Consider the following 26,407-nt stretch of genomic DNA (forward strand, 5'->3'; position numbering starts at 1 on the left):
ACCCCGGGGGGTCCCGGGGGCGGCGCCCCCCCGGCCTCGCCGTCAGTCCCGCGCCCGCAGGACCTGCGCCGGCCGCGCCGCCAGCGGCCGGAGCGCGAAGAGAAGCCCCGCGACCAGCGTCGCCAGCGCCCCGCCGACAACGATGGACAGGGCCGAGACCGGCTCGAAGCGGAACGCCCCCTCCATCACGAAGACCATCACCGCCCAGCCCGCACCGGCGCCGAACCCGACGGCCACCAGCCCCGCCGCCGCCCCCATCAGCGCCGAACGGAGCGCGAAGCTCCTCAGCACCAGCCCGCGCGTCGCCCCGAGCGTCTTTAGCACCGCGGCCTCGAAGACCCGCGCCCGCTCGCCCGCCGCCGCCGCACCGACGAGCACCACGACCCCGGTCAGAAGCGTCACCCCGGCGGCGATCGCGGTGGCCCGGGCGATCGCCGCCAGCGCCTCGGAGACCCGGTCGACCACGTCGCGGACCCGGATCGCGGTGATGTTGGGATAGACCGAGGCGAGATCGCGCAGGATCGCCGCCTCGGCGGACGGATCGGCATGGACGGTGGCGATCCAGCTGTGCGGCGCGCCGGCGAGCGCCGCGGGGTTCATCGACATCACGAAGCCGATGCCGCCGGTGCCGAAATCCACCTCGCGGAACGAGGTGATCCCGGCCTCGATGTCGCGGCCAAGGACGTTCACCGTCACCCGGTCGCCGAGCCTCAGGCCGATCTCCTCGGCCTCCTCGCGCGCGAAGCTCATCTGCGGCGGCCCGGCGTAATCCTCCGGCCACCACGCCCCCGCCACGATCCTCGTGCCCTCCGGAGGTACCGCCGCATAGGTCAGACCGCGATCGCCCCGCACCACCCAGTGATCGCCCGCCACCTCGCGCGCGTCACGGCCATTGATCTCCGTCACCACGCCCCTCAGCATCGGCGCGGCCTCGACCTTCGTCACCGCCCGGTCATCGGCGAGCCGGGCGCGGAAGCCCTCGATCTGGTCGGGCTGGATGTCGACGAAGAAATAGGACGGCGCCACCTCCGGCAGGTCCTCGGCGATGGCGCCCCTGAGATTGGCGTCGATCTGGCCGACGGCGGCGAGGACCGAGAGCCCGAGCCCAAGCGACAGCACCACCGCCCGCGCCTCCTCGCGCGGTCCGCCGATGGCCGAGAGCGCGAGCCTGAGCGCCGGGCGCCCGCGCGCGCGCTTGCCCATCCGCCGGGCGATCCGGCTGAGCGCGAAGGCCGCCAGGGCGAGCACGACAAGCGCCGCCGCGACGCCGCCGAGCGTCCAGAGCGCGAGGGTCGGCACGCCGGACAGCGACGTGGCCACGACGACCAGAAGACCGGCGATGGATGCCAGCACGAGCCCCAGCCGCCAGCCCGGCCATTGCCGCCGCCCTGGCCCGAGATCGCGGAAAAGCGCCGCCGCCTTCACCTCGCGCGTCCGTGCCAGTGGCCAGAGCGCGAAAAGCGCGGCGGCAAGGGCACCATAAAGCCCGGCCTCGGCCAGCGGCCGGCCGGTCACGACCATCTCGACCGGGATCGGCAGCCGCGCGGCGATGAGCGGGCCGGCCAGAACCGGCAACGCCGCGCCAAGCACCAGCCCCAGGGCGATGCCGATCCCCGCCAGCACGCCGATCTGGACGAGATAGACCGCGAAGATCATTCGGCTTTCCGCCCCGAGCGCCTTCAGCGCCGCCATCGTCTCGACCCGGCCCTCCAGGTAGGAGGTCACCGCCGCGCCGATGCCGACACCGCCGACGGCGAGCCCGGCGAGCCCGACCAGCACCAGGAACGAGCCCATCCGCTCCACGAATCTCTGCATCCCCGGCGCGCCGCGCCGCGCGTCGCGCCACCGGAGCCCGGTGTCGCGGAACGCCGCCTCGGCCTCGCGCTTGAGTGCGTCGAGGTCGCTCCCCGCCGGCAGCAGGAGCCGGTAATGGGTGTCGAAGAGACTGCCGGGCTCCAGAAGCCCCGAGCCCGCGAGCGCGTCGCTCCGCACGATGCTGCGCGGCCCGAAGGTGAAGCCCGACGTGGCGCCGTCCGGCTCGCGCAGGAGCCGCGCAGCGACACGAAACTCCTTCAGCCCGAGCCGGAAGCGGTCGCCGACCGCGAGCCCGAGCCGGTCGGCCAGCACCGGGTCGAGCACCGCGCCCGGCACCCCGTCCACATCCGCCAGCGCCTCGGCCAGCGGCATGTCGGGATCGAGCACCAGCCGCCCGGTCAGCGGATAGGCCGCATCCACGCCCTTGACCTGGGTCAGCGCCCGTTCGGCCGTCTCGCCCGCGCCCGCGACCGCCATGGAGCGGAAATCGACGACCTCGGCCACCCGCTCGGCCCGGCGCTCCATGAAGCCGCGCTCGGCCTCGCTCGCGTAGCGATAGGTAAAGGACATCTCGGCATCGCCGCCCAGAAGCACCGCGCCCTGGTCGCGGATCGCCACCTCGATCGCCGACCGGACAGTGCCCACCGCGGCGATCGCCGCGACCCCGAGCATCAGACAGAGGAGGAAGACGGTAAAGCCGCCGAGCCCGCCGCGCATCTCGCGCCGGGCGATCCGGGCGGCGGGCGCGAGCGTCATTCGGCCACCTTGCGGGCCAGTTCCTCACCGGCGATCCGCCCGTCGAGAAGCCGCACCACGCGGTCGCAGCGCGCCGCAAGCTCGGGCGCATGGGTGACGAGGATGAGCGTCGCGCCATGCCGGTCGCGCAGGCCGAAGAGAAGCTCCATGATCGCCTCGCCGGTCGCCCCGTCGAGATTGCCGGTGGGTTCGTCCGCGAGGAAGATCGCCGGACGCGGCGCGGCGGCGCGGGCCAGCGCCACGCGCTGCTGCTCGCCGCCCGAGAGCTGCGCCGGATAATGGTCCATCCGCGCGCCGAGACCCATTGCCTCCAGCTCCGCCGCCGCGCGGCCGAAGGCGTCGCGCTTGCCCGCCAGTTCCAGCGGGATCGCGACATTCTCCAGCGCGGTCATCGTCGGAATAAGGTGGAAGGACTGGAACACGATCCCCATATTGCCCCGGCGGAACCGGGCAAGCTGGTCCTCGTCCATCGCCGTCAGGTCCTGGCCCAGAGCCTCGACCCGGCCCGATGTGGCGCGTTCGAGCCCGCCCATCAGCATGAGGAGCGAGGACTTGCCCGACCCGGACGGACCGACCAGACCGAGGCTTTCGCCGCGCGCGACCGACAGCGTGACGCCGCGCAGGATCTCCAGCGGACCGGCATTGCCCTCCAGCACCAGCCGGGCCGCTTCCATCTTCAGGATCGTCTCGCTCATCCGGTCTATCCGCCCGTTCCACCTTCCGAATCCATATGGGGTCCGGGGGCGCGCTGGCAACCTCGCCCGCGCCACAGCCCTGCTCGCGGCGCTCGTTCCGGCGGGGGCGGCGGCCGAGCCGCTGACCCTGCTCGCCTTCGGTGACAGCCTCACCGCGGGCTACGGCCTGCCGCCCGAAGAGGGGTTCGTGCAGCAGCTGCAAGGCTGGCTCGCCGAGCATGGCGCCGAGGTCACGGTCCTGAACGGCGGCGTTTCGGGCGACACGACGGCCGGCGGGCTGGCGCGGATCGACTGGGCGCTGACGCCCGAGGTCGATGCGATGATCGTGACGCTCGGCGGCAACGACCTCCTGCGTGGCCTGCCGCCGGAGGAGGCGCGAGCCAATCTCGACGCGATCCTCGACCGGGCCGACGAACGCCAGCTTCCGGTCCTCCTCGTACCGATGACGGCACCGGGCAACTACGGGCCCGACTACAAGGACGCCTTTGACGCAATCTACCCCGAGCTTGCCAAGGAGCATGGCGCCCGCCTCGCCCCGCCCTTCCTCTCTCCGATCCTCGCGCAGGAGGATCGCGCCGCCGCGATCGCCGCCTACATCCAGCCCGACGGGCTGCACCCGAACGCCGAGGGCGTGGCGCTCGTGGTCGAGGGGCTCGGGCCGGAGGTGCTGGACATGCTCGACAGCGCGGAGTGAGGCGCCCGGCGCGCGTCACGGGCCAAGCTGCGGCCCCGGCGCATCGGGATTGATGAACTCCGCCTCGATCCGGATCGCGACCTCGTCGCCCACGCCGAGCGTGGTGCCGGGCGCGGGAAGGCCGAAGGTGATCCCGAAATCCGACCGGAAGATCGTGCCGCGCGCCGAGAACCCGACCCGCGCCCCACCGGGATCCTGCGGATGTCCGGCATAACCGCCGTTGAAGGTCACGCTGAGCGTGATCCGGCGGGTGACGCCGTGGAGCGTCAGGTCCCCCGTCACCGCCGCCCGCTCCGGCGCGACGAGCCGCACCGCGCGGCTCTCGAAGGTGATCTCGGGGTAACGCGCGGCGTCGAGGAAGTCCGGCCCCTCCAAAATGGCGTCGAAATCGACCTCGGGATCGGGGTGGAGGGTCCGCACCGACCCCGGTTCGACGCGCGCCTTCAGTTCCATCGCCTCGGGATCGGTGGGGTCGAAGGCCAGCGTGGCCTCGAGCCCGGTCAGGTAGAGGGTGTAGTTCGAGAAGCCGAGATGGCTGACCGCGACGCTGAGACGCGCATGGGCCGGATCGAGGCGGTATTCCCCCGCGGGCGCGAGCGTGGCGACCGGCACGATACCCGGACGCTCCTCGGCGCCGGCACCCGCACCGGCAAGGAGGATGGCGATCAGGAAGGCGCGGGAACGCGCGAACGGCGGCAATGTGGTTTCCCTCGTCATGGGCTCTGGCGGCCAAGCTCCACCGGCGCCGGGCGGCTGTCAACGCGCGAGTCCGGGCCGCGCTCCGGATCGGCGCCGCGCCGCGCGGCGCGAGTTAGTTTCTGCTGGCCAATGCCGCGCATAGACAGGAAAGTGGCGCCAGACTCCGGAGGCTCCCCGCATGACCCTCATCGAGCGGCTCGCCGAAATCGTCGGCCCCGCAAACGTCCTGACCGGCGCCGACACGGCCCCTTACCGCGACGACTGGACCGGCAGGTACTGGTCCGAACCGCGCGCGGTCCTGCGCCCGGCCACGACCGCGGAGGTCGCCGCGATCCTGCGCCTCGCTAGCGTCGAGGCGCTTCCCGTCGTCCCCGCCGGCGGGCGCACCGGCCTCACCGGCGGCACCGAGGCCGAAGGCGCGCTCATGCTGTCGCTCGAACGGATGAACCGGATCCGCGCGATCCGCCCCGAGGCGCGAACCGCCGTCGTCGAGGCCGGTGTCATCCTGTCGACCCTCCACGACGCGACCGCGGCGCTGGACCTCTACTTTCCGCTCTGGTTCGGTGCACGCGGGTCGGCGACGATCGGCGGGGCGCTCTCGACCAATGCCGGCGGGTCCAACGTGCTGCGCTACGGCTCCACCCGCGCGCTCTGCCTCGGGCTCGAGGTGGTTCTGGCCGACGGGCGGGTGATGGATCTCATGTCCGAGTTGCACAAGGACAACTCCGGCTACGACCTGAAGGACCTCTTCATCGGCGCCGAAGGCACGCTCGGCGTCATCACCGCGGCGGTGATGAAGCTCGTTCCCGCCCCGCGCGCCCATGCGACCGCGATGCTCGCCGCGCCCTCGCTGACCGCGGCGCTGGCGCTGCTCAACCGGCTGCAACACGCGACCGGCGGCCTCGTCGAGGCTTTCGAGTTCATGCCGCGCGACTACATGGAACAGCTCCGCGACCGGCGCCCCGATCTCGGCCAGCCGTTCGCGGAGATCCACGACGTGACGATCCTCGTCGAGCTCGGCGCGACCGCACCCCGCGACACCGACCCCGGCCCTGACGGCAGCGTCCCCCTGACCGGGCTTCTCGAGGAGACGCTCGGCGCCATGCTGGAAGAGGGGCTGGTTCTCGACGCCGTCATCGCCACGTCCGAGGCCCAGCGCGCGGCGATCTGGGCCCGGCGCGAGGCGGCGGCGGAGATCGCGACCGGGGTCGGCCATGCCGTCGATCTCGACGTGGCGCTGCCGCTCGACCGGGTCGAGACCTTCCTCGCGCGGCTGCAGGACGGGCTTCATGCCCTCGCCCCCTGCGCCGTGACCAACACGGTCGGCCACCTCGGCGACGGCAACATCCACCTCGCAATCTTTCCAGGCCGAGAGGATGCCGCGCTAGACGACCGGATCACCGAGGCGGTGGAGGATATCGTCGCCGATCTCGGCGGATCGTTCTCGGCCGAGCACGGGATCGGCCGGTCGAAGCTCGGCTCGATGCGGCGGCGCAAGGATCCCGTGGCGCTCGACATGATGCGGGCGGTGAAGGCGGCCTTCGATCCGAAAGGGATCCTCAATCCCGGAAAGACCGTGCCCGAAAGCCGGGCCTGACCGTCGGCCGAAACGGTTCGGCCCCGTCAAGTCCGGCGGAACGGCATCGGCGTCGTCGCGCCCCTCAGCGCCAGTCGAAGAACCCTTTGGGCGCCTGCCCGAGCAGATCGCGCGCGAGGTCCGCCCCTGCCTCGGCCGCGTCCCTGACCCCGCAGCGGCGCTCGCCGCGGATCACCTCGGAGCCGTCCGGCCTCAGGATCTCGCCCCTGAGCCAGAGTCCGTCGTCGTCATGGACCGCGAGCCCGGCGATCGGCGTCTCGCAGGAGCCGTCGAGCGTGGCGAGATAAGCGCGTTCGGCGGCGAGCCGCTCGCCGGTCGTCCGGTCATGGATCGCCGCGAGCAGCTCCGCAGCGCGGCTGTCGGCCAGCCGCCGCTCGATGCCGATGGCGCCCTGGGCAACGGCCGGCAGCATCTCCTCGACCGAGATAGGCCCCCGCGCAACCCCGGTCATGCCGAGCCGGTTCAGCCCCGCCATCGCGAGGAAGGTCGCCGAAGCCACCCCGTCCTCGAGCTTCTTGAGCCGTGTCTGAACATTGCCGCGGAACTCGACGATCCTCAGATCCGGCCGCCGGTTGGCGAGCTGGGCGCGCCGACGCAGCGAGGAGGAACCGACGACCGCACCCTCGGGCAGATCCGCGAGGCTCCCGGCCGACGGCGACACGAAGGCGTCGCGCACGTCCTCGCGCGGCAGGTAGCAGTCGAGCGTCAGCCCGTCGGGCTGGGCGACCGGCATGTCCTTCATCGAATGGACCGCGATGTCGATGTCGCCCGCGAGAAGCGCCTCCTCGATCTCCTTGGTGAAGAGGCCCTTGCCGCCGATCTCCTTCAGGGGCCGATCGAGCACCCGGTCGCCGGTCGTCTTGATGATCACGATCTCGCAGGCGTCCTCGGGCAGCCCGTGCGCGGCCATGAGGCGCGTTCGGGTCTCGAAAGCCTGCGCCAGCGCCAGCGGCGAGCCGCGGGTGCCGATCTTCAGCGGTCTGGTTACGTCGGGCATCTGCATGAGCCCGGCATAACCGCGACAGAATGCCCTTGCAATGGGCCGCGCTGGCGCATCCGCTTGACATCCCGTCGCAGGGCGGGGTGAAAGGGGCCGAGAGGTGAGAGATGACCAAGACGATCCTGCGCGCCCTAGCCGGCGAAACCCTGCCCGTGCCGCCGGTCTGGATGATGCGCCAGGCGGGCCGCTACCTACCGGAATACCGCGAAACCCGCGCGAAGGCGGGCGATTTCCTGTCGCTCTGCTATAACCCCGACCTCGCCGCCGAGGTCACGCTGCAGCCGCTTCGCCGCTACGGCTTCGACGCCGCGATCCTCTTCGCCGACATTCTGCTTCTGCCGCAGGCGCTCGGTTCCGATCTCTGGTTCGAAACCGGCGAGGGGCCGCGATTGTCCACGATCACGGGACCTGCGGACCTCGCCCGGCTGAAGGACCGCGACGCGATTCACGAGACGCTCGCGCCGGTCTATGAGACGGTGCGGATCCTCTCCCGCGAACTCCCGAAGGAGGTCACGCTGATCGGCTTCGCCGGCGCGCCCTGGACCGTGGCAACCTACATGATCGCCGGGCGCGGCACGCCCGACCAGGGTCCGGCCCACGCGCTGAAGGCCGCCGACCGCGCGACCTTCGCCGCGCTCATCGACCTTCTGACCGAGGCGACGATCGACTACCTCTCGGCCCAGGTGGAGGCCGGCGCCGAGGTGGTGAAGCTTTTCGACAGCTGGGCCGGCTCGCTCAAGGGCCAGGACTTCGACGATTTCGCCGTCGCGCCCGCCAAGCGGATCATCGCCGCGCTCAAGGCGCGCCATCCCGGCTTGCCGGTCATCGCCTTCCCGCGCGAGGCACGCGAGCGCTATGTCGGCTTCGCCAAGGCGACCGGGGCCGATTGCGTCGCGCTCGACAATTCGGTCGCGGCCGACTGGGCGGCCGAGAACGTGCAGACGGACGGCTGCGTCCAGGGCAATCTCGATCCCTCGCTCCTCGTCACCGGCGGCGAGGCGCTGGTGACGGAGACGCGGCGCATTGTGAAGGCCTTCTCGAACGGCCCCCATATCTTCAACCTCGGCCACGGCATCACGCCGGACGCCGATCCCGAGAATGTCCACCGGATGCTCGCGGCGATCCGCGGCTGAGGATCAGCTTTCGATCCGGGCGCGGTGCCGGGCGTTGAACGTCTCCAGCTCCGCCGCCGATCCGGGACGCCCGGTGAAGGTCAGAAGGTAGGTCGGGATGCGCTGAAGCCGCGTCTCCAGCGTCTCGGCGGTGCCGAGCGCGAGGTAGCCCACCTGCGTCAGGTAGACGGTGTTGGCGCGGATGTCGGCCTCCTCGGCGCCGTAGCCGTGGCGCTGGAACATCGCCCGGATCGCGGCGAGGCGCGTGTTGTCCGCCGCCTCGAAGGCCCGCCCGAGGTCGGAATCGGTGCGCGCCCAGTTCCGCATCGCGACATCGAGCGCGGCATCGAACAACTCCGGCGTCACCCAGCAGTCGAAGAGGTTCAGCACCGCCTCGTTGATCGTCGCCGCCGCGATCTCGGTCTGGAGCACGAGGTTGCCGGTGTTCTTCTCCTGCCACCGCTTCACCAGTGCCGCCAGCAGCGACTCGCGGTCGGTGAAATGCCAGTAGAAGCTCGTCCGCGACAGCCTGAGCCGCCGGGCGAGCGGCAGGATCTTCACCGCCTCCACCCCGCCTTCGATCAGCAGCTGATAGGCGGCCTCGATCCAGCCCGCCTCGGTTCCGCGCCAGCCGCGCCCAAGCGATTCCATGTCTTCCATGCCGCTTCATAACCAGATCGCGGCGAACCGGGGTCGAAAAAAATCGACACATGTGTCGGTTTTTACCCTCCATCGCCTGCAAATCCGGCGTAAAACCGATTCCGTAATCGCCCGGACACGACCCGGGCGCCTTCGGACAGGAACCGCCATGGCTTCGAAAGACCCCCTCCTCCAGCCCTATCAACTCAAGCACCTGACGCTGAAGAACCGGATCATGACGACGAGCCACGAGCCCGCCTATCCGGAAAACGGCATGCCCAAGGACCGCTACCGTGCCTATCACGTCGAGCGCGCCAAGGCCGGCGTCGCGATGACCATGACCGCGGGCTCTGCCGCGGTGTCGAAGGACAGCCCGCCGGTCTTCAACAACATCCTCGCCTACAAGGACGAGGTCGTGGGCTGGATGAAGAAGCTCACAGACGAGTGCCACGACCACGGCTGTGCGGTGATGATCCAGCTCACCCATCTCGGCCGTCGCACGCATTGGAACAAGGGCGACTGGCTGCCGGCGCTGACCTCCTCGCATCAGCGCGAACCGGCCCACCGCGCCTTCCCGAAGAAGATGGAAGACTGGGACATCGCCCGCATCATCCGTGACTACGCCGATGCGGCCGAGCGGATGGCCGAGGCCGGGCTCGATGGCATCGAGCTGCAGTGCTACGGCCACCTGATGGACCAGCTCATGTCGCCCCTGACGAACGAGCTCGACGCCCCCTATGGCGGCACCCTCGAGAACCGGGCCCGCTTCACGATGGACGTGCTCGCCGCGATCAAGGAGCGCGTGGGCGACAGGCTCCTCATCGGCATGCGCTACACCGCCGACGAGACTGCGCCGGGCGGCCTCAGCGAGGAGGAAGGCATCGCCGTAGGCAAGATGTTCAAGGCGTCGGGCCATGTCGATTTCCTCAACGTCATCCGCGGCCAGATCCACACCGACCCGGCGATGACCGACGTGATCCCGGTGCAGGGGATGGCCTCCGCCCCGCATCTCGACTTCGCCGGCCGGATCAAGGCCGAGGTCGGCCTGCCGACCTTCCATGCCGCCCGCATCCCCGATGTCGCGACCGCGCGCCATGCCATCGCCGCGGGCAAGCTCGACATGATCGGGATGACGCGGGCGCACATGGCCGACCCGCATGTCGTGCGCAAGATCATCGAGAAGCGCGAGGACGACATCCGGCCCTGCGTCGGCGCGACCTACTGCCTCGACCGAATCTACCAGGCGGGCGACGCGCTCTGCATGCACAACGCCGCGACGGGCCGCGAGCTGACCATGCCGCATGACATCGCACCGGCGGCCGAGAAGAAGAAGGTGGTGGTCGTCGGCGCCGGTCCCGCGGGTCTCGAAGCCGCCCGCGTCGCGGCCGAGCGCGGCCATTCGGTCACCGTGTTCGAGGCCGCCTCGAAACCCGGCGGGCAGGTTCGGCTCACCGCCCAGAACCCGCGCCGCAAGGAGATGATCGGCATCATCGACTGGCGCATGGCGCAATGCGCGGCCCGCGACGTCGAGTTCCGCTTCGACACCTGGGCCGATGCCGCTGACGTCATCGCGCTTAATCCCGATGTCGTGGTGATCGCCACCGGCGGCCTGCCGCAATCAGAGGTGCTGGAGGCCGGCAACGAGCTCGTGGTCTCCTCCTGGGACATGATCTCGGGTGATGTGAAGCCGGGCTCGAACGTCCTCGTCTACGACGATGCGGGCGACCATGCCGGGCTGCAGGCCGCCGAGGTCGCGGCGAAGGCCGGCGCCAAGGTCGAGATCATGACGCCGGACCGCAGCTTCGCGCCGGACGTGATGGCGATGAACCTCGTCCCCTACATGCGGTCGTTGCAGGACAAGGACGTGACCTTCACCGTCACCTTCCGCCTGACCTCGGTCGCGAGGGACGGCAACCGCCTCAAGGCGGTGATCGGCTCGGACTACATGCCGCTCGCCAAGGAACGGCACTACGACCAGGTCGTGGTGAACCACGGTACGCTGCCGATGGACGAGCTCTACTTCGAGCTGAAGCCGATGTCGGTGAACCTCGGCGAGGTCGACTACGACGCGCTCATCGCCGGGCGTCCGCAGACCGTGAACGGCGGCCCGAAGGACGGGTTCCGGCTCTTCCGCATCGGCGACGCGGTCGCGGCCCGCAACACCCATGCGGCGATCTACGATGGCCTGCGGTTCCTGAAGGACGTCTGATCACGCCCTTCCCCTTTTCGCCCCGTCCGGTATTGTGACGTCTCGGGACCGGTCCGCACTTTCGGGTGACGGGCTGGCCCGCGCGCCGCAACGACGGTCGGGAGGAAAGGGAATATGCGATATCTGGCTGCGACAACCGCCGCCGAGGCCGCTGCCGCGCTGGCGGCGGAAACCGGTCTCACGCGGGTCCTGGCGGGCGGGACGGACGTGCTCGTCCAGCTCCGCTCGGGGCTCGTCGAACCCGACCTCGTCGTCGACATCAAGAAGATCCCCGGGATCCGCGAGATCACGGCGGAGGCCGGCGGTTTCCGCATCGGCGCCGCGGTCTCGGGCGCCGAGATCGGCGAGCATGCGGCGCTCTGCGCCCTCTGGCCCGGCGTGACGGAGGGCGTTCAGCTCATCGGCTCGACCCAGGTGCAGGGGCGCTGCACCATGACCGGCAACCTCTGCAACGCGTCGCCCGCGGGTGACGCGGTGCCCTCGCTGGTGGCGGCGAACGCCGTCGCGCGGATCGCCGGGCCTCAGGGCGAGCGCGACTGCCCGATCGACGAGATCCCCGCCGGCCCCGGCAAGACCACACTGAAGAGGGGCGAGATCATCACCTCGATCTTCCTGCCCGCCCGGCCCGACCGCGCCTCCGACGCCTACCTGCGCTTCATCCCGCGCACCGAGATGGATATCGCGGTTGCCTCCGCCGCAGTGTCGCTGGAACTCGACTCGGGCGGCACCGTGAAGACCGCGCGCATCGCGCTTGGCGCGGTGGCGCCGACCGTGATCGCGGTCGACGCGGCGGCCGCACTCCTCGTCGGCACCAGGCTCGATGACGGAATCCTCGCCAAGATGGCGCAGGCCTGCGAGGCAGTCTGCAAGCCGATCGACGACAAGCGCGGCACCGTCGCCTTCCGCACGAAGACCGCCGGCACGCTCGCCAGGCGCGCCGCGCTCATCGCTTACGCCCGCGCCGGAGGTTCCAGATGACCAAGATCCATGTCTCCACCACGATCAACGGCGACGCCCACGAGTTCCTCTGCGCGCCGGACGAGACGCTCCTCGACGTGCTGAGGAACCGGCTCGGCCTCACCGGCGCCAAGGAAGGTTGCGGCACCGGCGATTGCGGCGCCTGTTCGGTGACCGTCAACGGACGGCTCGTCTGCTCCTGCCTCGTCCTCGGCGCCGAGGCCGAGGGGGCCGAGATCGCGACCATCGAGGGCATGGCCGACGGCGACGACCTGCATCCCCTGCAGCGCCATTTCATCGACGGCGCGGCGCTGCAATGCGGGGTCTGCACGCCCGGCATCCTCGTCGCCGCCAAGGCGCTCCTCGAGAAGAACCCGGACCCGACGGACGAGGAACTGCGCTACTGGCTCGCCGGCAACCTCTGCCGCTGCACCGGCTACGACAAGATCATCCGCGCCGTGCAGGCGGCCGCGGCCGAGATGAGGGGGGCCTAAGATGTCCTTGGACGAATACCGCAAGCGCGAGTTCAAGCAGGTCGGAACGCGGGTCCGCCGCCCCGACGGGGTCGACAAGGTCACCGGCCGGGCGATGTACGGGGCCGACGCCACCGCGCCCGGCATGCTCTGGGGCCGCATCCTGCGCTCGCCCCATGCCCATGCCCGGATCCGCTCGATCGACGTCTCCGCCGCGCTGGCGCTGAAGGGCGTTAAAGCCGTGGTCACGGCCGAGGATTTCGGCGTGCCGGAGGACGATTTCACCCGCGACGTGCAGGACAACTGCATGGCGCGCGGCCGCGCGCTCTATGACGGCCACGCCGTCGCCGCAGTCGCCGCCGTGGACCAGGCGACCGCGCGGGCGGCGCTGAAGCTCATCAAGGTCGATTACGAAATCCTGCCGCATGTCACCGACGTCGACGCGGCGATGCAACCCGGCGCGCCCGTGGTGCAGGAAGGCCGGGTGCAGGAGAACGTGCCCAAGGGCTTCTCCGACAACGTCACCGCACATTTCGAGTTCGGCCACGGCGACCTCGACGCGGGCTTCGCCAAGGCCGACAGGATCGTCGAGCGGTCATTCAAGACCGCCGCTACCCATCAGGGCTACATCGAGCCCCATGCCTGCCTCGCCTCGGTCACCTCGGACGGCAAGGCCGACCTCTGGTGCTGCACGCAGGGCCATTTCTACGTCCGTACGCTCTGCGCCGGGATCCTCGGCATGGAGGCGAGCCAGCTCCGTGTCACCGCTTCCGAGATCGGCGGCGGCTTCGGCGGAAAGACCACGGTCTTCATCGAGCCTGTCGCGCTGATGCTTTCGAAGAAGGCCGGGCGGCCGGTCAAGCTCGTGATGAGCCGCGACGAGGTCTTCCGGGCTACCGGGCCGACGGTTTCGTCGTCCTCCGACATCAAGATCGGCATGACGAAGGACGGCCGCATCACGGCGGCCGAGGCGACCCTGCGCTATCAGGGAGGCGCCTTCCCCTGCGGCACGACCGAGTTCGGCACCCAGGCGGCCTTCGCGGCCTATGACCTCGACGCCGTGCGCACCTACGGCTGGTCGGTGATGACCAACCGCCCGAAAGAGGCCGCCTACCGCGCGCCGGGCGCGCCGGTCGCGATCTACGCGGTCGAAAGCGTCGTCGACGAGCTCTGCCAGCATTTCGGCCTCGATCCGCTCGATGTGCGCCTCAAGAACGCCGCGCGGAAGGGCACGAAATCCTCCTACGGGCCGACCTTCCCCGATATCGGGCTCGTCGCGACGCTGGAGGCCGCCAAGGCGCACCCGCACTACAAGGCGCCGCTCGGCCCGAACCAGGGCCGCGGCCTCTCCTGCGGCTTCTGGTTCAACTTCGGCGGCAATACCTGCGTGAGCCTCAACGTGAACACCGACGGTACCGTCGGCATCACCGAAGGCAACCCCGACATCGGCGGATCACGCGCCTCGATCAGCCTGATGGCGGCCGAGGAACTGGGCATTCCCTATGACAACATCCGCACGATCGTCGCCGACACGTCGTCCTTGGGCTACAACGACGTGACCGACGGCAGCCGCGTGACCTTCGCGGTGGGGCTGGCAACGATCAAGGCCGCGCGCGACGCGGTCCGGAAGATGTGCGCCCGCGCGGCGAAGATCTGGGGGATCGACGAGGAAGCCGTCCAGTGGAAGGACGGCGCGGCGGTGCCCGCCGGCCCCAATGCCGGGAAGTTCCCGCCGATGACGCTGGCCGAGATCGCCGCCGTCTCCGCCGAGACCGGCGGCCCGATCGCCGGCCATTACGAGGTCAACGCCGACGGCGCCGGGGTGTCGTTCGGCGTCCATCTCTGCGATGTCGAAGTCGACCGCGAGACCGGCGCGACCAAGGTCCTGCGCTACACGGTCTTTCAGGATGCCGGCAAGGCGGTGCATCCCGACTATGTCGAGGGCCAGATGCAGGGCGGCGCGGTGCAGGGCATCGGCTGGGCCTTGAACGAGGAGTATATCTACGGCGAGGACGGACGGCTCCAGAACCCGACCTTCCTCGACTACCGGGTGCCCGTGGCCTCGGACCTGCCGATGATCGAGACGGTGATCCTCGAAATCCCGAACCCCGGCCATCCCTACGGCGTGCGCGGAGTCGGCGAGACCGGCATCGTCCCGCCGCTTGCGGCGCTGTCGAACGCGGTCTCGCACGCGATCGGATTGCGCATGAGCGAACTGCCGATGTCGCCGCCGCGCATCCTGAAGGCCCTCGGGGGCTCCTGATGGTCAAGGTCCTGCTCTGGGGTTCGCTCCGGCAGGCAACTGGCGGGCTCGCCGAGGTCGAGGTCGAGGCGGCGAATTTCAAGCAGCTCCTCGACCGGCTCGCGGTCGAATATCCCGGCCTCAAACCCCAGATCGCGCGCGGCATCTCGCTTTCGCTCGACGGCGTGATCTACCGCGAGGCCTGGTTCACCGAGATCGGACCCGACAGCGAGGTCGTGCTCATGCCCTACATGACCGGCGGCTGACGCGTCGCAGGCGGGGCGGCGAATCGATTACGCGACGGGCTGACGCAATCAGGTCGTTTCCGGGGGCCATTCCGTCGCTATACGAACAAACTTCGCGCCTGCCGCAGGGGAAATAAGGTTCCGACGCCGGACTGAAACAACATGTTGAAATCGGGGAACGGTTCCGTTTTAGTCACCACACGGGTACAGAAGACATCAAAACACCAACGGGGAGCCCGACATTGACCAGCGCCACAGCAAGCGGTTCGCCCGCATTTGTATCGTTTGAGCACGTTCAGAAAAGCTATGACGGCGAGACGCTCGTCGTCAAAGACCTGAACCTCTCGGTCGGAAAGGGCGAGTTCCTGACGATGCTCGGGCCCTCGGGTTCCGGCAAGACCACCTGCCTCATGATGCTCGCCGGGTTCGAAACCGCGACTCACGGCGAGATCAAGCTCGGCGGGCGCCCGATCAACAACATCCCGCCGCACAAGCGCGGCATCGGGATGGTGTTCCAGAACTACGCCCTCTTCCCGCACATGACCGTGGCCGAGAACCTCTCGTTCCCGCTCGAAGTGCGCGGCATGGCCAAGGCCGAGCGCGAGAAGAAGGTCAAGCGCGCGCTCGACATGGTGCAGATGGGCGCCTTCGGTGGCCGCCGCCCGGCGCAGCTCTCGGGCGGCCAGCAGCAGCGGATCGCGCTCGCCCGCGCGCTGGTGTTCGAACCTGAACTGGTTCTGATGGACGAACCCCTCGGCGCGCTCGACAAGCAGCTCCGCGAGCACATGCAGTTCGAGATCACCCGCCTTGCGCATGAGCTCGGCATCACCACGGTCTACGTCACCCACGACCAGACCGAGGCGCTCACGATGTCCGACAACATCGCGGTCTTCGACGACGGCCGGATCCAGCAGCTCGCACCGCCCGCCGTGCTCTACGAAGAGCCGGAGAACAGCTTCGTCGCCCAGTTCATCGGCGAGAACAACACCCTTCTCGGCACCCTGAAGGAGATCAAGGGCGACGTCGCCCTGATCCAGCTCGACGACGGCGAACTGATCGACGCCAAGCCCGTGAACGTCTCCAAGCCCGGCGAGCGCACCCGCGTCTCGATCCGGCCCGAGCGGGTCGAGTTCAACAAGGCTCGACTCCAGCCCGGTGCCCACACGCTCAAGGCCGAAGTGCTCGAATTCATCTATATGGGCGACATCTTCCGCACCCGGCTCAAGGTCGCGGGCAACGAAGAGTTCATCGTCAAGACCCGCAACGCGCCCGACCAGGTGCGGCTCGAGCCGGGCAGCCAGATCGAGATCGGCTGGCTGCCGACCGATTGCCGGGCGCTCGACGCCTGAGCCTCCGGGCGCGGGGCGCAAGCCCCCGCGCCCGCAATCCGTTTGGCCTGGCAGCTTGTCCCGGAGCGGGGGCCAGATCGACTATTCGGGAGCATATAGGGAGTATGCAATGAACGTGACCAAGACCCTTCTGGCGACGACCGCGCTGACCTTCGCGGCCGGTGCGGCCTCGGCCCTCGACCTGACACTCGTGTCCTGGGGCGGCGCCTACCAGACCTCGCAGCTGAAGGCCTATGCCGAGCCCTACATGGCCGAGCATCCGGACGTGAACATCATCTGGGACGAAAGCTCGGCCGAAGCCGTGGCCAAGCTCCGCGCGATGAACGAAGCCGGCAACATCACCTGGGACCTCGTTGACGTCACCGTCTCCGACTCGATCCGCCTCTGCGACGAGGGCCTCGCCCGCGAGATCGACTTCGACACCGAGCTGGCCCCGGCGCCGGACGGAACCCCCGCCTCCGAAGACTTCGGCGCCACGCTGAACAACGACTGCTTCGTCCCGCAGATCGTCTACTCGACCACCTTCGGCTACCGCACCGACCTCGTCGGCGACACGCCGCCGACCTCCGTCTGCGACATCTTCGATCTCGAGAAGTTCCCGGGCAAGCGATCGCTGCAGAAGCGTCCGATCGACAACGTGGAATGGGCGCTCTTCTGCGACGGCGTTGCCAAGGAAGAGATCTACAACGTCCTCAGCACCGATGAAGGCCAGGCCCAGGCCTTCGCCAAGCTCGACACGATCAAGGATCAGGTCGTGTGGTGGACCGCAGGCGCCGAGACGCCGCAGCTGCTCGCCGACGGCGAAGTCGTGATGGGCTCGACCTTCAACGGCCGCCTGTTCTCGGCGATCGCCGAGCAGAACCAGCCGATCGGAATGCTGTGGGACATGCAGTCCTATGACCTCGACGGCTGGATCGTCCCGGCTGGCCTGTCCGAAGAGAAGGAAGCCGCCGTCATGGACTTCCTGAAGTTCGCGACCGACACCCAGCGTCTGGCCGATCAGGCCAAGTACATCTCCTACGGCCCGGCCCGCGCCTCCTCGGCGCCGCTCGTCGGCCAGCACGCCGATCTCGGCATCGACATGGCGCCGCACATGCCGACCGACCCGGCCAACGCGACCAACCCGCACATCTACGACTACAGCTGGTGGGCTGACAACCGCGACGACCTGGACGCCAAGTTCCAGGCCTGGCTGGCGCAATAATCGCCTAACGCCTTCGGAAGGGGCCCCCGGGCCCCTTCCACCCCATTCGTTTGTGACTTTGAAGAACCAGAAGCTCTGACGGGGGAGACATGAGCGACACAACCCAGACCGGCCCGATGCGGGCCGCAGACGGCACGCCGCTGAAGACGAGCCTCGCCCGCGCGCTCCGGCGCCAGAAGCTGCGGGCGCTGATGCTGATCGCGCCGCTTCTCATCTTCGTGCTGGTCACCTTCATCGCGCCGATCGCGGACATGCTGTTCCGCTCGGTCGAGAACCAGATCGTCTCGGAAACGCTGCCGAACACGGTGCGCGCGCTGAAGGACTGGGATCCGAAATCCGAAGCCTCGCCGGACGAGCCGGTCTTCGCCGCCCTCGCGGTGGATTTCCAGGTCGCGGCCGAACAGAAGATCCATACCAAGCTCGGCTCGCGGCTGAACTACGAAGATCCGGGCATTTCCTCGCTCTTCCGCAAGACCGGACGCGGCGCGGACGACATCGGCAAGGAGTTCATGGGCCGCTTCACCGACGCCGACAAGGCGTGGAAGGACGGCGAGACCTGGGCCGCGCTCATGGGCTCGGACGCCTGGCTCGAGAAACAGGCCGAATGGGCCGCCGCGAAGGAAGACGGCGCGCGCGAGCCGCGCTTCGCCCCGCGCAGCGAGGCCGCCGACGCGCTGCCGCTGACCGCGGACGCCTACAGGACCTTCGCCCGCGACACCCAGGCCACCGGCCGCAAGGGCGTGCCCGACACCAAGCCCTGGCCCGCCCTCTTCACCGCGCTGGCGCAGGATCTCGCCACGGCCTCGCCCGAGGCGCTCGCCGCCGTGGGCGGCCCGAGCGCGGGGCTTCTCGCCCCAGCCGCCACGGCCGTCGCCGGGTTCGAGCCCTTCTCCTACAAGGAGACCTTCGTCGGCATCGACAAGGACTGGGACAAGGTCAGCAACTGGGAGACGATCCGTCTCTACAGCGGCAACTACACGCCGGGCTACTTCCTGAACGCGGTCGACCTCGAAAAGGGCGTCGACGGGGTTCAGACCCGGCCCGAGCAGCAGCGCATCTATCTCAAGCTGTTCTGGCGCACGATGTGGATGTCGATGCTGATCACCTTCTGCTGCCTGCTGCTCGGCTATCCGGTGGCATGGCTCCTGGCCAACCTGCGCGCCTCGACGGCGAACGTGCTGATGATCCTCGTCCTCCTGCCGTTCTGGACCTCGCTTCTGGTGCGGACCTCGGCCTGGAAGGTGCTGCTGCAGCAGCAGGGCGTGATCAACGACATCCTCGTCTGGCTCGGCCTCGTCGATGACGCGAACCGGCTGGTGATGATCAACAACCAGTTCGGCACGATCGTCGCGATGACGCATATCCTGCTGCCGTTCATGATCCTGCCGCTCTACTCGGTGATGCGGACCATCCCGCCCTCGTACCTGCGCGCGGCGAAGTCGCTTGGCGCGACCAACTGGACGGCGTTCTGGCGGGTCTACTTCCCGCAGTCGGTGCCGGGCATCGGCGCGGGCGCGATCCTGTGCTTCATCCTCGCCATCGGCTACTACATCACGCCGGAACTGGTGGGCGGCACTCAGGGCGTCTTCATCTCGAACCGGATCGCCTTCCACATCTCGTCCTCACTGAACTGGGGACTTGCGGCGGCGCTCGGCTCGATTCTGCTCGGAGCGGTGCTGCTGCTCTACTACGTCTACGACAAGATCGTCGGCATCGATAACGTGAAGCTGGGGTAACAGACATGAGCAGCCTTCATTCCGAAATCCCGACCCCGAGCCTCACCGGCTTCACCCTGCCCCTGATGGCGGCCGCCGGCCTCGGCTTCGGCTACATCGTGGGCACCGCCAACGGCCAGCCGCTGATCGGCGCCGTGGCCGGCGCGGTGCTCTCCGCCGCGCTCGGCTATGTGCTCGCGAGCTTCGTTCCGGACCGCCGCACCGGGCGGCTCGGTACCGCCGCGGTGGCCGGCATTGCCGGCTTCGCGATGGCCGGCACCTCAGGCCTCGTCGCCGGGGCGATCATCGGCCTCATCCTGAGCTGGTTCGCCTACTGGCTCTCGACCGGCGACTACCGCCGCTCGGTCCCGTCCTACGCGACCGCCGGCGACGTCCTCTGGAGCAACAGCTTCAAGTTCATCTGCGGGCTGATCTTCTTCTTCCTGATCGCGCCGATCGTCGTCGTGCTGCCGCTGAGCTTCAACGCCCAGGACTTCTTCACCTTCACGCCGGAGATGCTGGCCTTCGATCCAGACGGGTACTCGCTGAAGCACTACCGGGACTTCCTGTCCAACCCGGACTGGACGCGGCCCCTGAAGAACTCCTTCGTCATCGCCCCCCTGGCGACGATCATCTCGGTCTCGCTCGGCACGCTCGCCGCGATCGGCCTCAGCCAGAGCCATGTGCCCGGCCGCCGCGCCATCATGGCGATCCTGATCTCGCCGATGATCGTGCCCCTGATCATCTCGGCGACCGGCATGTTCTTCTTCTACTCCAAGCTCGGCAACTGGATGGAAGGCAATCTCGGCATGTCGAAGGACTTCATCGGCTACGTCAAGGTGATCCTCGCCCATTCGGTGCTCGGCATTCCCTTCGTCATCATCACCGTCACCGCGACGCTGGTCGGCTTCGACCGGTCGCTGACGCGGGCGGCGGCGAACATGGGCGCCGGGCCGGTCCGCACCTTCTTCAAGGTGCAGATGCCGCTGATCCTGCCGGGCGTGATCTCGGGCGGCCTCTTCGCCTTCATCACCTCCTTCGACGAGGTCGTGGTCGTCCTCTTCGTCGGCTCGGCGGCGCAGAAGACGCTGCCCTGGCAGATGTTCATCGGGCTTCGCGAGCAGATCTCGCCGACGATCCTCGCGGTGGCGACAGTCCTCGTCACCTTCTCGGTCCTTCTTCTGGCCACGCTCGAGCTCCTGCGCCGGCGCTCGGAACGCCTGCGCGGCATGAGCCCGACCTGAGGCGGGCGGAACCGAAAGGAAAGGCCGGCCTTCGGGCCGGCCTTTTCGTTTGCCCGGACCGTGGCCGCGATTCGAGTGGAAACGCGGCGAACCATGCTTGCGGGCCGGTCCGCGACCCTGGCCATCCAGGGGCCGGTATTGCCGCCGCATGTGTGCTAGACTGGAACACACGACTGGATGCGCGTTCGGGGAGGATGGCGAAACTTCAAGTACAGTTGCTTGGCACGCTCAAGGTTGGGATCGGCGGCCGGGATCCGCTGCCCCTGCCCCGCAAGGTGCGCGCCCTTGTTGCCTGGCTTGCGCTCCAACAGGGCAGGCCGATGGGGCGCGAAGCGGCCAGCGACCTGCTCTGGGGCGACAGCGCCCAGAAGCAGGCGAGCGCATCCCTGAGCCAGGCGATTTACGCCTTGCGCAAGGCCCTCGGAGACCATGCGGACGTTCTCTCTGTTAATCCGGAGACGATCTGCCTCTCGACCGCCGGCATCAAGGTCGACGTGCCGGAGTTTTCCCGGCGCGCCCGAAGCAGCGACCACGACGACCTCCTGGCGGCGCGGGAACTCTATGCGGGCCCGTTTCTGGACGGCTTTCCGGCGCCGACGCCGGCGTTCGCGGACTGGCAGCTCGCCGAGGAGCGGCGCCTGCGACTGGAAGCCATCGACGCGCTGACGCGGCTTCTGGCTCTGCAAACGGCGCAGGGCCGCGAGGAGGAGATGGTCGCGACCGCCCACAGGCTGCAGGACCTCGATCCCTACAGCGAGACGGCCGCGCGCAGCCTCATGTCCCACCACGCGACCGCCGGTCAGATCGGGCCCGCCAGCGACGAATACGAGCGGTTGCGCGAAAGCCTGGCTGACGAGCTTGGAACCGAACCCGAGGCGGAGACGACCGGGCTTTACCAGCGCATCCTCGACGAGCGCTCCGCACCGAAGAGGGCGGCTCACGAGCCAAGGCCCGAGCGGCCCGCTCCGGGCCCACGACGCGGGTTCTGGATGCGCGTCGCCTGCGCCGCGCTCCTGGCCCTGCTCGCGGCGGGGGCCTTCATCGTGCAGACCCGTCCGGAGTTCCAACCGGTCGATGCCGCGACGATGGCCTACCCGCTTCCCGACAAGCCCTCCATCGCCGTTCTCGCCTTCGACGACCTGAGCGCGGGTGCGGATCAGGGCTATCTCAGCGACGCGATCAGCGAGGGTATCATCCATCATCTGTCGCGCTTCTCCGAGCTCTTCGTGATCGCCCGCAACTCCAGCTTCCACTATCGCGACACCGCGACCGATGCCCGAAAGATCGCGCGCGAACTGGGCGTGCGCTACATTCTGGAGGGCAGCCAGCAGAAGGACGGCGATCGGCTGCGCATCACCGCCCAGCTCATCGACGCGCTGGAAGGCAACCATGTCTGGTCGCAACGCTATGACAGCGACATTCTCGACCTCTTCGCGGTACAGGACGAGATCACGAACACGGTCGCCGCGACGGTCGCGGGCTCGGTTCTCGTCCGCACCGGCGAGGAAGCCAAGCGCGCCGACCCCGCAACGCTCAACGCCTACCAGTTGCAGTTGCAGGCTCAGCGACACTTCGGAGAATTCACGCGCGACGGGACGGAAAAGGCGCGGCAGGCCAATCTTGCCGCCCTGCGGGCCGACCCGACCTTTTCCCAGGCCTATGTCGGACTGACCTATGTCCATCTCAACGGCTACCGCTGGGGGTGGTCGGAGTTCAGCCGTGAAGACGCGCTCGAGGCGGCACGCGAAACGGCGCAGAAGGCGCTGGACCTCGCACCCGACGACTACACCTCCCACGAAGCGATGGCCTATGTGCACGTTCAGGCCGGAGAGCTCGACGCGGCGATCGTACGCTACGAGACCGCGCTCGAGTTCAATCCGAATGCGACGAAGGTCATGGCCATGCTGTCGGAGCCGCTCGGCTATGCCGGGCGGACCGAAGAGGCCGAGGAGCTGGTACTCCGGGCCAGCCGCCTCGATCCGTTTCACCCGGACTGGTACGAATGGAATCTCGGCTGGATCCGCTGGCTGCGCGGCGACTGCGACGGCGCTCTGCGGGCAATGAACGAAATATCGAGAATGCCACCGCTCGCCCGCCGGGATCTCGCGATCATTCATGTCTGCCGCGGCGACCTCGACGCGGCGCGGCGCGAGATCGGCGTCCTGCTCGACACCTTTCCGGATTATTCGGTCGAGGCCGTGCGGCTCAACTTCCGCGGCAAGTACCGCGATCCGGCAGATGAGCAACGCTATCTCGACGACCTGCGCACGGCCGGGTTGCCGGAAACGGCCGCAACGGCGCGGTCGAAGCAAGCGTCCGAGTAGCAGGGACACGGCAAGCCCTCACCACGTCCGAGCGACGCGGGGTTTTCTTTCCTCAGGAACCGTCTGCCTCGCGCAATCCGGCCAGAAATCCCGCTTTCGGGCATTTTTGAGAGCGGCTTGATCGCGCACTGACGTGGGCTTGAGGCCGCCGGTTCATCCTTCCCGCATGGTCCCTGCGACGGAGGAAGGTTTCATGCGATTTCCGTATCTTGCAACCCTCGGGGCCGCGGCCGTGCTCGCCGTGGCGGCGCTGCCCGCTCAGGGCGAGACGACTATTTCCGGCGCGAAAACACACGCCGAACTTGCCGCGATCGAGGACGCCGTTCCGGTCCTCGAGGCGTGGATCGACCATTTCGGAACCTACCCCCGCGTCGAAACCGTGAGACCGCGCATCGTGTTGGTCCCGGCGGGCAAGATGGCGGCGATCAGCGCCGAGACCGCGCATCACGGCCCGGCGACCCGCGGCGCCTACGACGCCGAAACCGCCACGATCTACCTGCAGCGCCCGTGGTTCGCGGACAGGGTCTACGACCGCAGCATCCTGCTGCACGAACTCGTCCACCATCGCCAGACCCATGCGCGCCACTGGTATTGCGATCAGGCGATGGAGTGGGATGCCTACAAGCTTCAGGAAACATTCCTTGATCAGGCAGGCATCGAAGCCGGGATCTTCTGGCTCGCCATCGCGCTCGAGTCCAGTTGCGCGGTGCGCGATCACCATCCGGACTGAACCCGCCCCGGGCACAGTTCGGCGCAAAGCCTCAGCCGAGGATCGTCAGCCAGACCGACACCGTGAGGATCGACAAGGCGGTCGCCACCAGCACCGCCGTCGCCGCGACCCGCTTGGCCACGCCGTACATGTTGGCAAAGATGTAGGAGTTGATGCCCGGCGCCATCGCCGCCGTCAGCACCGCCGACCGGAACGGCGCGGACTCGAGCCCGAAGGCCGTGCCAAGGCTCCAGGTGATCGCCGGATGAAGGCCGAGCGCCACCGCGCAGATGAAAAGCACCGTCAGGAGGTCCCCCTCCGGCCGGTAGCGCACCAGAACGCCGCCAAGCCCGAAGAGCGCCGCCGGAAGCGCCGCCCGTACCATAAGGTCCACCGCCTCGGTGAAGACGCCGGGCAGTTCGGTGCCCGAGAGATTGACCGCGAACCCGAGCGCGATGCCGATCACCAGCGCATTGCGGAACATCGCGGCCAGCACCGCCCTGATCATCGTGAAGATGCCGCGCCCGCCGTGGCGCACGATCTCCATCGTGGTGATGCCGAGCGCGTAGCAGAACGGCGAATGCACCGCGATGATCGCGTAGTTGGCGGCGAGCGCCGCTTCCCCATAGGCACGCTCGGTGATCGCCAGGCCAAGCAACAGCGAGTTCGAGAAGAGGCAGCAGAAGCCGATCGCGACGCTGTCGGGCCAGGGCCGGTTGAAGATCACCCGCGCGCCGAGGATGCCGGTCAGGAACCCCGCCGTGGCGCCCGCGTAGAACGAGAAAAGCAGCGGCCATTCGAAACTCTGGCCGAGGTCGAGCGTCGATATCGCGCGAAAGAGCAGGCAGGGGATCGCGAAATTCTGGGTGAACTTCATTAGCCCGTCGACGCCGGCATCGCTGAAGGCCCGAAGTCGCACCGCGAGATAACCGAAGCCGATCACCAGGAAGACCGGCAGCGTGACCTCCAGAAGCGCCTGGATCGGTAGCGCCGGCAAGAGGTTCAGACCTCGACTTCCAGCACCATCCCGTCATAGGCGGCGCTGACATGGTCCGGGGTCTCGGCCTCGACCGTGGCATGGTCGATGTCGACATGCATGTTGGTGAGGATCCCGCGCCGCGGCTTCGCCCGCGCGATCCATTCCAGCGCCAGCGCGAGATGGGCATGGGTCGGATGCGGCTTGCGGCGAAGCGCGTCGACGATCCAGACGTCGAGATCCTTCAGGTGGCTCTCCCAGACCGGTTCGGGGATCTTCAGCACGTCCGGGAGATAGGCGAGCCCCCCGATCCGGAAGCCGAGCGCGTCGATATCGCCGTGATCGACCTCGAACGGGTCAAGCTCGATCACCCCGCCCGCGCCCTCGATACGGACCGGCCCCTTGATCGTATAGAGATCGCAGATCGGCGGATAGGAGGACCCCTCGGGCTGTACGAAGGCATAGGCGAAGCGCGCCAGCAGCTCGTATTGCGTCGGCCCGTCGGCCCAGACCGGCACCCGGCGATGTGTCAGGAACACGATCTGGCGCAGGTCGTCGAGCCCGTTGACATGGTCGGAATGCGAATGCGTGTAGACGACCGCGTCGAGCGCATCGATCCCGGTGCGGAGAAGCTGCTCGCGCATGTCGGGCGACGTGTCGATCAGGACCCGCGTCGTGCCGCCGTCCCCGATCCGCTCGACGAGCAACGAGCAGCGGCTGCGGCGGTTCTTCGGGTTCGCCGGATCGCAGTCGCCCCAGTTGTTGCCGATCCGCGGCACCCCGCCCGAGGAACCGCAGCCGAGGATGGTGAAGCGCATCACCGCCATGTCACGCCACCTTCGCGGCCGCCGCCGCCTTGGAGAAGAGCCGCTCGAAATTCGCCTCGGTCCGCGCCGCGAACTCGGCATGAGAGAGGCCATAGACCTCCGCGCCCACCTTCGCGGTATGGGCGACATAGGCCGGCTCGTTGCGCCGGCCCCGGTGCGGCGGCGGCGCGAGATAGGGCGCGTCGGTCTCGACGAGGATCCGGTCCACGGGCGCGGCGGCGAAAATGTCGCGCAGCTCCCGGCTCTTCGGAAAGGCTGCGATGCCGGACATCGAGAGGTAGAAGCCGAGATCGAGCGCGGCCCGCGCCAGCTCCGGCCCCGAGGAATAGCAGTGCATCACGCAGGCAATGGCCCCCGCCCGGTGCTCCTCGGCCAGGATCCGCGCCATGTCCTCGTCGGCCGCGCGGGCATGGATGATGAGCGGCAGCCCAGTCTCGCGCGCCGCCGCGATATGGATGCGGAGCGACTGCCGCTGCACCTCGGCGCTGTCGGCGGTGTAGTGGTAGTCGAGCCCGGTCTCGCCGATTCCGACGAACTTCGGATGCCGCGCCAGCGCCACCAGTTCCTCGACCGTCGCCATCGGCTCCTCGGCGGCGCTCATCGGATGGGTGCCCGCGGCGTAGAAGACCCCCTCGTGCGCCTCGGCGATGGCGCGGACGGCGGGCTCGTTTCTCAGCCGCGTGCAGATCGTCACCATGCGGTGAACGCCCGCCGCGCGGGCACGGGCGACGATCTCGGGGAGGTCCTCCCCGAAATCCGGGAAGTCGAGATGGCAATGGCTGTCGGTGAGGCGCGGGCTATCGGTCATGGCCTGCCATTAGCGCGTTTCGCCGCGGAAGAAAATCGCAATACCGCGCCCCATGTCCCGCCGCTTCCCCTTCATCTTGCCCGAAATATCCCGGGGGAACGCGGTGCCCCGCACCGCG

The 26,407-nt window shown here is 68.7% G+C and carries 22 protein-coding genes; 14 read left to right on the top strand and 8 right to left on the bottom strand.

Features of this window, described 5'->3' with window-relative positions; all coding sequences use genetic code 11:
• Positions 1 to 42 precede the first annotated feature (42 nt).
• Entirely contained in the window at positions 43 to 2,571 is a 2,529-nt protein-coding gene (locus tag OEZ60_RS04625) for an ABC transporter permease (RefSeq protein WP_263333682.1), read from the bottom strand.
• Positions 2,568 to 3,266 carry an ABC transporter ATP-binding protein gene (locus OEZ60_RS04630; RefSeq protein WP_263333684.1) on the bottom strand — a complete coding sequence of 233 codons (699 nt, stop codon included), beginning with the start codon at positions 3,264 to 3,266 and terminating at the stop codon, positions 2,568 to 2,570. Before OEZ60_RS04630 ends, OEZ60_RS04625 begins: the two co-directional genes overlap by 4 nt.
• Positions 3,267 to 3,345: 79 nt before the next feature.
• Here OEZ60_RS04630 and OEZ60_RS04635 point away from each other — a divergent pair, with 79 nt between their 5' ends.
• Positions 3,346 to 3,960, top strand: coding sequence for an arylesterase (locus OEZ60_RS04635; protein ID WP_263333762.1), 615 nt, complete (start codon positions 3,346 to 3,348; stop codon positions 3,958 to 3,960).
• A 15-nt stretch (positions 3,961 to 3,975) separates the two neighbouring features.
• Here the strand turns inward: OEZ60_RS04635 and OEZ60_RS04640 are convergent, their stop codons facing one another.
• A complete protein-coding gene (locus tag OEZ60_RS04640; protein WP_263333685.1) occupies positions 3,976 to 4,677 on the bottom strand; it encodes a YceI family protein in 702 nt (233 codons plus the stop codon).
• A 160-nt stretch (positions 4,678 to 4,837) separates the two neighbouring features.
• Between OEZ60_RS04640 and OEZ60_RS04645 the strand changes: the two genes are divergently transcribed.
• Positions 4,838 to 6,256 carry an FAD-binding oxidoreductase gene (locus OEZ60_RS04645; protein ID WP_263333687.1) on the top strand — a complete coding sequence of 473 codons (1,419 nt, stop codon included), beginning with the start codon at positions 4,838 to 4,840 and terminating at the stop codon, positions 6,254 to 6,256.
• 64 nt (positions 6,257 to 6,320) lie between these two features.
• On the opposite strand, the gene hemC is transcribed toward OEZ60_RS04645, so the two are convergent.
• Complete coding sequence (gene hemC, locus OEZ60_RS04650; RefSeq protein WP_264772964.1) at positions 6,321 to 7,253, bottom strand: hydroxymethylbilane synthase; 933 nt, start codon at positions 7,251 to 7,253, stop codon at positions 6,321 to 6,323.
• A gap of 110 nt (positions 7,254 to 7,363) precedes the next feature.
• On the opposite strand from hemC, the gene hemE reads away from it, so the two are divergent.
• On the top strand, positions 7,364 to 8,389 hold the full coding sequence (gene hemE, locus OEZ60_RS04655) for a uroporphyrinogen decarboxylase (protein WP_263333691.1): 1,026 nt from the start codon (positions 7,364 to 7,366) through the stop codon (positions 8,387 to 8,389).
• Between the two features lie 3 nt (positions 8,390 to 8,392).
• On the opposite strand, the gene OEZ60_RS04660 is transcribed toward hemE, so the two are convergent.
• Complete coding sequence (locus OEZ60_RS04660; protein ID WP_263333693.1) at positions 8,393 to 9,028, bottom strand: TetR/AcrR family transcriptional regulator; 636 nt, start codon at positions 9,026 to 9,028, stop codon at positions 8,393 to 8,395.
• Between the two features lie 148 nt (positions 9,029 to 9,176).
• Between OEZ60_RS04660 and OEZ60_RS04665 the strand changes: the two genes are divergently transcribed.
• The 11 genes from OEZ60_RS04665 (at position 9,177) to OEZ60_RS04715 (ending at position 23,699) form a co-directional block, all read left to right on the top strand.
• A complete protein-coding gene (locus OEZ60_RS04665; protein WP_263333695.1) occupies positions 9,177 to 11,216 on the top strand; it encodes an NADH:flavin oxidoreductase in 2,040 nt (679 codons plus the stop codon).
• Positions 11,217 to 11,330: 114 nt separating this feature from the next.
• Positions 11,331 to 12,194, top strand: coding sequence for an FAD binding domain-containing protein (locus OEZ60_RS04670; RefSeq protein ID WP_263333696.1), 864 nt, complete (start codon positions 11,331 to 11,333; stop codon positions 12,192 to 12,194).
• Complete coding sequence (locus OEZ60_RS04675) at positions 12,191 to 12,667, top strand: (2Fe-2S)-binding protein (RefSeq protein ID WP_263333698.1); 477 nt, start codon at positions 12,191 to 12,193, stop codon at positions 12,665 to 12,667. Before OEZ60_RS04670 ends, OEZ60_RS04675 begins: the two co-directional genes overlap by 4 nt.
• A 1-nt stretch (position 12,668) precedes the next feature.
• Positions 12,669 to 14,909: a xanthine dehydrogenase family protein molybdopterin-binding subunit gene (locus OEZ60_RS04680; RefSeq protein WP_263333700.1), complete on the top strand. Its 2,241-nt coding sequence runs from the start codon at positions 12,669 to 12,671 to the stop codon at positions 14,907 to 14,909.
• On the top strand, positions 14,909 to 15,154 hold the full coding sequence (locus OEZ60_RS04685; RefSeq protein ID WP_263333702.1) for a MoaD/ThiS family protein: 246 nt from the start codon (positions 14,909 to 14,911) through the stop codon (positions 15,152 to 15,154). Before OEZ60_RS04680 ends, OEZ60_RS04685 begins: the two co-directional genes overlap by 1 nt.
• A 221-nt stretch (positions 15,155 to 15,375) precedes the next feature.
• Positions 15,376 to 16,482: an ABC transporter ATP-binding protein gene (locus OEZ60_RS04690; protein WP_263333704.1), complete on the top strand. Its 1,107-nt coding sequence runs from the start codon at positions 15,376 to 15,378 to the stop codon at positions 16,480 to 16,482.
• A gap of 109 nt (positions 16,483 to 16,591) precedes the next feature.
• Entirely contained in the window at positions 16,592 to 17,686 is a 1,095-nt protein-coding gene (locus tag OEZ60_RS04695) for an extracellular solute-binding protein (protein WP_263333707.1), read from the top strand.
• Positions 17,687 to 17,775: 89 nt separating this feature from the next.
• The gene (locus tag OEZ60_RS04700) at positions 17,776 to 19,422 is read left to right on the top strand and encodes an ABC transporter permease (protein ID WP_263333709.1); all 1,647 of its coding nucleotides are present in this window, start codon (positions 17,776 to 17,778) and stop codon (positions 19,420 to 19,422) included.
• A gap of 5 nt (positions 19,423 to 19,427) precedes the next feature.
• A complete protein-coding gene (locus OEZ60_RS04705; protein ID WP_263333712.1) occupies positions 19,428 to 20,645 on the top strand; it encodes an ABC transporter permease in 1,218 nt (405 codons plus the stop codon).
• A gap of 194 nt (positions 20,646 to 20,839) precedes the next feature.
• The gene (locus OEZ60_RS04710) at positions 20,840 to 22,969 is read left to right on the top strand and encodes a BTAD domain-containing putative transcriptional regulator (RefSeq protein WP_263333714.1); all 2,130 of its coding nucleotides are present in this window, start codon (positions 20,840 to 20,842) and stop codon (positions 22,967 to 22,969) included.
• Positions 22,970 to 23,162: 193 nt separating this feature from the next.
• Positions 23,163 to 23,699, top strand: coding sequence for a DUF6647 family protein (locus OEZ60_RS04715; RefSeq protein ID WP_263333717.1), 537 nt, complete (start codon positions 23,163 to 23,165; stop codon positions 23,697 to 23,699).
• A 31-nt stretch (positions 23,700 to 23,730) separates the two neighbouring features.
• Here OEZ60_RS04715 and OEZ60_RS04720 read toward each other — a convergent pair whose 3' ends face one another.
• The 3 genes from OEZ60_RS04720 to OEZ60_RS04730 are packed head-to-tail and all read right to left on the bottom strand — an operon-like array spanning position 23,731 to position 26,289.
• Complete coding sequence (locus OEZ60_RS04720; RefSeq protein ID WP_263333764.1) at positions 23,731 to 24,660, bottom strand: AEC family transporter; 930 nt, start codon at positions 24,658 to 24,660, stop codon at positions 23,731 to 23,733.
• A 20-nt stretch (positions 24,661 to 24,680) separates the two neighbouring features.
• Complete coding sequence (locus tag OEZ60_RS04725) at positions 24,681 to 25,481, bottom strand: MBL fold metallo-hydrolase (RefSeq protein ID WP_263333719.1); 801 nt, start codon at positions 25,479 to 25,481, stop codon at positions 24,681 to 24,683.
• Between the two features lies 1 nt (position 25,482).
• Positions 25,483 to 26,289 (bottom strand): TatD family hydrolase, encoded by an 807-nt coding sequence (locus tag OEZ60_RS04730; protein WP_263333721.1) that lies wholly within the window; start codon positions 26,287 to 26,289, stop codon positions 25,483 to 25,485.
• Between the last annotated feature and the right edge of the window lie 118 nt (positions 26,290 to 26,407).

The organism is Albidovulum salinarum (assembly GCF_025673475.1).
In the GTDB taxonomy this organism is placed as follows: domain Bacteria; phylum Pseudomonadota; class Alphaproteobacteria; order Rhodobacterales; family Rhodobacteraceae; genus Albidovulum; species Albidovulum salinarum.

Bases quoted from the DNA above. Each gene is read 5' to 3' on its own strand.
- OEZ60_RS04730 (WP_263333721.1), bottom strand. From the start codon at position 26,289: ATGACCGATAGCCCGCGCCTCACCGACAGCCATTGCCATCTCGACTTC.
- OEZ60_RS04695 (WP_263333707.1), top strand. From the start codon at position 16,592: ATGAACGTGACCAAGACCCTTCTGGCGACGACCGCGCTGACCTTCGCG.
- hemE (WP_263333691.1), top strand. From the start codon at position 7,364: ATGACCAAGACGATCCTGCGCGCCCTAGCCGGCGAAACCCTGCCCGTG.
- OEZ60_RS04675 (WP_263333698.1), top strand. From the start codon at position 12,191: ATGACCAAGATCCATGTCTCCACCACGATCAACGGCGACGCCCACGAG.
- OEZ60_RS04645 (WP_263333687.1), top strand. From the start codon at position 4,838: ATGACCCTCATCGAGCGGCTCGCCGAAATCGTCGGCCCCGCAAACGTC.
- OEZ60_RS04685 (WP_263333702.1), top strand. From the start codon at position 14,909: ATGGTCAAGGTCCTGCTCTGGGGTTCGCTCCGGCAGGCAACTGGCGGG.
- hemC (WP_264772964.1), bottom strand. From the start codon at position 7,253: ATGCCCGACGTAACCAGACCGCTGAAGATCGGCACCCGCGGCTCGCCG.
- OEZ60_RS04725 (WP_263333719.1), bottom strand. From the start codon at position 25,481: ATGGCGGTGATGCGCTTCACCATCCTCGGCTGCGGTTCCTCGGGCGGG.
- OEZ60_RS04630 (WP_263333684.1), bottom strand. From the start codon at position 3,266: ATGAGCGAGACGATCCTGAAGATGGAAGCGGCCCGGCTGGTGCTGGAG.
- OEZ60_RS04625 (WP_263333682.1), bottom strand. From the start codon at position 2,571: ATGACGCTCGCGCCCGCCGCCCGGATCGCCCGGCGCGAGATGCGCGGC.
- OEZ60_RS04710 (WP_263333714.1), top strand. From the start codon at position 20,840: ATGGCGAAACTTCAAGTACAGTTGCTTGGCACGCTCAAGGTTGGGATC.
- OEZ60_RS04715 (WP_263333717.1), top strand. From the start codon at position 23,163: ATGCGATTTCCGTATCTTGCAACCCTCGGGGCCGCGGCCGTGCTCGCC.
- OEZ60_RS04640 (WP_263333685.1), bottom strand. From the start codon at position 4,677: ATGACGAGGGAAACCACATTGCCGCCGTTCGCGCGTTCCCGCGCCTTC.
- OEZ60_RS04705 (WP_263333712.1), top strand. From the start codon at position 19,428: ATGAGCAGCCTTCATTCCGAAATCCCGACCCCGAGCCTCACCGGCTTC.
- OEZ60_RS04670 (WP_263333696.1), top strand. From the start codon at position 11,331: ATGCGATATCTGGCTGCGACAACCGCCGCCGAGGCCGCTGCCGCGCTG.
- OEZ60_RS04680 (WP_263333700.1), top strand. From the start codon at position 12,669: ATGTCCTTGGACGAATACCGCAAGCGCGAGTTCAAGCAGGTCGGAACG.
- OEZ60_RS04665 (WP_263333695.1), top strand. From the start codon at position 9,177: ATGGCTTCGAAAGACCCCCTCCTCCAGCCCTATCAACTCAAGCACCTG.
- OEZ60_RS04700 (WP_263333709.1), top strand. From the start codon at position 17,776: ATGAGCGACACAACCCAGACCGGCCCGATGCGGGCCGCAGACGGCACG.
- OEZ60_RS04660 (WP_263333693.1), bottom strand. From the start codon at position 9,028: ATGGAAGACATGGAATCGCTTGGGCGCGGCTGGCGCGGAACCGAGGCG.